The organism is Candidatus Neomarinimicrobiota bacterium (assembly GCA_021157965.1).
In the GTDB taxonomy this organism is placed as follows: domain Bacteria; phylum Fidelibacterota; class Fidelibacteria; order Fidelibacterales; family Fidelibacteraceae; genus Fidelibacter.
Window position 1 is genome coordinate 1 of sequence record JAGGVO010000060.1, and the last position, 5078, is coordinate 5078.

Genomic DNA, 5078 nt, shown 5'->3' on the forward strand with positions numbered 1-5078 from the left:
CCTGGATCGAAGGAAAACTTCTCCCCGACGCCCTTAAAATACCGGATGTAAAAATCTGCCTTCACCCGGTTTCAACGATTGTGAACTCACCTCAACACGATATTCCCACGTGTATTCAGAGGGTAGAGGGCTGATGAAAAGGAGAAACAGCAGGATTGCTGAGTTTTTTCTCATATTTATCCTGATCCCCACCATTCTCATTTTTATCAACCATATCGTCGACCGCCAACAGGCGGACGTATCGAGGTGCCAGCTTCCAACTCCCAAAAAAGTACGATGTAATATATTTAAAATAATATAATCTTGCATTTAATTCCCCGCCGGCTTATTTTATCCCCGGGGAAGTAAATAGGTAAATAAATTCCTATAAAGAGATTAACTGATATAGAAAATTCTGTCTGATAGTCAGTAAAAGTAAACTTTTAGAATAACTAAAATAATGTTCATTTGATATCCTTCTTTCAGTAAATTTTCCATTCGCATTTAAAAAATCTGAAAGGAAAAACAGGATGGTACATTCTGAAAGAATTAAAGGGATTTTATCAACTTTAGGTCCGGGAATTCTTTTTGCAGGAGCTGCAATCGGCGGATCTCATCTGGTGCAATCCACCCGGGCGGGTGCAAATTATGGTTTTAATCTCGCCGGATTGGTTGTGCTGATTTTAATCCTTAAATACCCCTTTTTTCAGTATAGTCATCGTTATGCTGCCCGGACAGGGAAATCTCTTGTGGAGGGATACCGGGAACAGGGGAAATGGATGCTGGGACTTTTTTTCTTTTTTGCGGTGATTGTGGGGATAATCAATGTTGCGGCAGTTACGCTGGTCACCGGCGGACTGGCTTCATATCTGACACATTGGTCTTGTCATCCGGCCCTTTCCAGCGCTGCCGTTTTGGCTGTTGTCCTTTTAATGATTATTGTGGGTAAATATCCCTTTATTGATAAAATCATGAAAATTATGGTTTTTATTCTGGGTGTTTTTACGATTCTGGCGGTTGTCATGGCTTTGGGTGTTTCGGATTTTAAACCAGAACCGGTTTCGCTGAAAGGACTCACTAATTTAAGCAGTTTTGCCTTTCTTCTGGCCCTTATGGGATGGATGCCGGCTCCGATTGATGTCTCTGTCTGGCCTTCATTATGGGTAAGAGAACGGAGAATTCAAACCGGTCACACCCCCAGTATGGATGAATCTTTGACCGATTTTCATATTGGCTATGTAACGACCGGTGTTCTTGCTCTGGCATTTCTTGCGCTGGGAGCCCTTGTCATGCATGGCACGGGAGAACATTTTTCCAATTCCTCTGTGGTTTTTTCAGGACAGCTTGTTGAGCTGTATACTCAAACACTTGGAGAGTGGAGCCGGTGGATTATTGGTTTGATTGCTTTTCTCACCATGTTCTCCACAACCTTAACAACGCTTGATGGATATTCCCGGACACTATCCGAGAGCATCCGTCAACTTTTTTATGAAAAGAAAAAGACACCTTTTTCCATCTATTGGGTGGTAGTTGGACTTCTGACTTTAAGTGGTATTCTGATTATTAGTATTTTTTTAAGCGGGATTAAAACCTTAGTGGATGTTGCGACGATTCTGGCTTTTCTGACGGCACCGGTTTTTGCCATTTTGAACTATCGGCTGGTTATTGACGAGGCATTCCCTCGCGAGGATCGACCCGGTACCGGGATGCGTATCCTTAGCTGGTGCGGTATTCTGTTTTTAATTGTTTTCAGTATGATCTATCTATGGAAGCTGATCAGCGGATAATCTAATCCTGTATCCTCTTTAAGGCGGGATCTATATGGATCGTTGCCTCTATATCCAGATTTTCACGAATCCGGTCCTCCAGATCCCTGGCAACGGTATGCGCCCGTTTCAGGGGCCAGTCCCCGGGGAGTTCTATATGCAGTGTCATCTCCCGGTGAGACCCGTATTCATGCATGTGAATGTGGTGTATGTTTAATTCTTTGCTGCAGACACTTTCGCCGATTTGCCGTATCTGTTCAACAGTTTTTTGAGACGGTGGATTACCCATAAGACGTGAAGAAGCATCCCGGATGATTTCATAAGCGGAATAGAGAATCAAGAGTGCAACAATTCCTGCCAGCAGACTATCTATCCACCAAATATACGGACTGATAAAAATCCCTGCGAGAATTATCAATGAGGATAAAGCATCGCTCCGGTGATGCCAGCCGTCCGCCCGGACCGACTCCGAATAAGTTTTCCGACTGATATGAAAGGCGTATTGAGCCATAAGTTCTTTTGAAATAATGGACAGGGATACAACCAGGATAGAGATCCAACCGTACTGAACAGCCGTATGGGATGATAAATTTTCGTAGGCTTTGATGAAAAATTCCCAGGATACGCCCACCAGCATCATGCCGATAAGTATTGCTGCAATGAGTTCGGCCCGACCGTGTCCAAAGGGGTGTTCTTTATCTGCGGGCCTTGTTGAAATCCTGGCACCAATTAATACAATCAGAGAACTGAGGGAATCGGACATTGTATGCCAGGCATCGGCAATGATAGCCACGGATCCACTGACAAGGCCTCCCCAGTATTTGATGATAAATAACAGGAGATTCCCTGCGATGGAGATATATCCTGCGCGGTTGATCGCTTTCCGTCGTGTATTGCTCATGGTTTTTCCTGTTCTAATCTCAGGCTTTTTTGTGTAAACTTTAAGCTTAAATTTACAAAATGGGAGGCCCGAATGCGAAAAATCTTCATCCTTGTTTTGACAATTTCTCTCTTCATGTCCTGCAGTACCGGATATCAACTGAACCGGGAAACCTGGCGGGGAGATTTATCCCCTGATTCCCTGGACAGCCGGATTCTTGAAGATTTGAAATCCCGTCCGCTTTATACCTTTAATGAATATGAAACGGATATCTATCTCAAGTGGCTTTATCAAAAGGAACCGGATTTTTACGAACGAATCCGGCATCTGGCTGAGAAAAATATCAATCAGCCGTATGAATTGTACCTTCTGGGAGAATTTCCTTTTGAACTCTACGATTCTCAGCCCCTGTATGTCCTGGATCGGAGCGACTGTGTCGTTTTTACCGAGCATGTTTATGCTATGGCCCTTTCACGGGACTGGCCCTCATTTTTCAATACATTGATGCATTTGCGCTTTCAGGATGGTGAAATCAGTGTGATAAAACGAAATCACTATGCACTACACGATTGGCTGCCCAACAATGCCTGGCTGGTTCATGATATTACGGACAGCCTGGGTGTACAGACACTTCCGGATACCATTCGCTATGATAAACACCGTTTTTTTAAAAACCGTTATCATCTGGAGACGGATATTCCCAAAGATTCCCTCACTTGGACCTATGTCCCGGCTGAAAATATTGAAGACGCATCCAAATCTTTGAAAACCGGGGATCTGGTCTTTGTCGTGCGTGGTTTTGAAAGCGGCAGGTGGATTGGTCATTACGGTCTGATTGTTGTTGATGAAGACGGTCTGGTCAATTTGATTCATTCCACTCCTCCGAAAGTGATTAAACAACCCCTCATGGAATATGTAAATCAATCCCTGGCCCTGAATGAAAAGAACCGTGAATATAATACAAAGGCCGAAAGTGAAAACCCCAGGATCCGTTCTTATAACACCCGTTTAAAACAGAAGACATTCCGCTTTTTCCGCAAACCCAAACCTCTCATGACACCCCGTCCGTATTTTTACGGCTTAAAATTTCTCAGACCTGTTGAGCCGCACTCTTACGGGTGTATGAAGGAACGTGTGTACGAGAAAGAGGATGATTGAGACAGCAGGCATCAGTGGACAGTCGTCAGTCAGCAGTTGTCAGTCGGCAGGATTGGTCAACTTGTCACGCGTCACGCGTTTCCAATTCTCACTCTACTTCAAAACAATCGCCTTATTTTGAGCCCGGATGTGATTCTGGGTGATTTGTACGATATAAATTCCTGAAGACAGGTATTGGGAATCCTCTTGGAGGATTTTCTGATTTGAAGATAGTTCGACGGTTTTTTCACAGCGAATGTGTCCTTGAATATCTACAATCCGTAATGTTGCTGTTCCCGGGCGAAAGCCCCGGATAGATATATTGAGGGTATTGTTTACAGGATTGGGATAGATTAAAGCTGTAGGGCGGAGGGTTTCCGGAACGTGATTCAGCGAGGGGGTGACAGACACAAAGTTTGTGTCCAGAAGAGGACTCCATCCGGGTGTGGCTGTTGAATCCGGTGCAATATACCAGTCATCCGAATCATTACCGGGTGAGTTCCGTCTTGCCCGCTCACCTTCCAAAATAATGGCGGATGTATAGCTTCCGTCCGTGGGATCAATTAGGGTATTGTCCCGTGATTTCAGTAAAAATTGTTCCTGCCCGTTTATCATAGGAAAGGCATTCATCGAGTTGATATACAGGACCGATTCATCCAGTTGCACATTCCAAAAAGCCTCAAATTCCCCCCGGGTGGCATAACGGCCAATGAGCAGTAATCCCCGTGCCGGGATATAGCAATTTTCCGGGAGGGTAAATTCCCGTACGGATTCTACTTGCTGAATCACAAAACCGCTCACATTTGCATCTGCAGTTCCGGTGTTGACAAGTTCTATAAACTCATAGACAAAATTTCCAAGTCCCGATGCATCGGAATATTCCGAGATATAAACCGGTCCTGAATTTCCTCCTGATGTCATACCACTGACTGTTATAAGCGGTGAATCGCCTGTTGCATTAAAAGACGAGACGCCGAATAGATAGTTTGTACCGGGTTGAAGGGACAGAATCTCTGTCTGAGTGGTGTTTTCTGCCGTGCTGTGATTTAAGGTCCCGTCCACATAAATATGAAAGCCCTCTTCATTATCGGATTCATCTGTCCATGTAAGAGTAACGGATGTATCCGTAGTGGCAAGGATTGTCAGGTTGGCCGGTGGATTGGGTAAATCACCCCAGATATATGCGGCAAATTCAGGATGATCGATAAAAGGATTTCGGTTATGCTGGATGCCATAGATGACATCATTTCTTCTTCGTTCAAAATCATCGGGGGGATCCTGGAAATGCCATTCCAGAAGGGTGGATTTTTTACCCA

Annotated in this window: 4 protein-coding genes; 2 read left to right on the forward strand and 2 right to left on the reverse strand. The window is 44.4% G+C overall.

Annotation, left to right across the window (positions count from 1 at the left end; translation table 11 throughout):
• Window positions 1–509 precede the first annotated feature (509 nt).
• Window positions 510–1766: an Nramp family divalent metal transporter gene (locus J7K63_09875; GenBank protein ID MCD6235327.1), complete on the forward strand. Its 1257-nt coding sequence runs from the start codon at window positions 510–512 to the stop codon at window positions 1764–1766.
• A 1-nt stretch (window position 1767) separates the two neighbouring features.
• On the opposite strand, the gene J7K63_09880 is transcribed toward J7K63_09875, so the two are convergent.
• Complete coding sequence (locus J7K63_09880; GenBank protein MCD6235328.1) at window positions 1768–2646, reverse strand: cation transporter; 879 nt, start codon at window positions 2644–2646, stop codon at window positions 1768–1770.
• A gap of 72 nt (window positions 2647–2718) precedes the next feature.
• On the opposite strand from J7K63_09880, the gene J7K63_09885 reads away from it, so the two are divergent.
• On the forward strand, window positions 2719–3783 hold the full coding sequence (locus J7K63_09885; protein ID MCD6235329.1) for a DUF1460 domain-containing protein: 1065 nt from the start codon (window positions 2719–2721) through the stop codon (window positions 3781–3783).
• Between the two features lie 93 nt (window positions 3784–3876).
• Here the strand turns inward: J7K63_09885 and J7K63_09890 are convergent.
• Window positions 3877–5078: endonuclease (locus J7K63_09890; protein MCD6235330.1), on the reverse strand; the 1202-nt coding region annotated here is incomplete at its 5' end.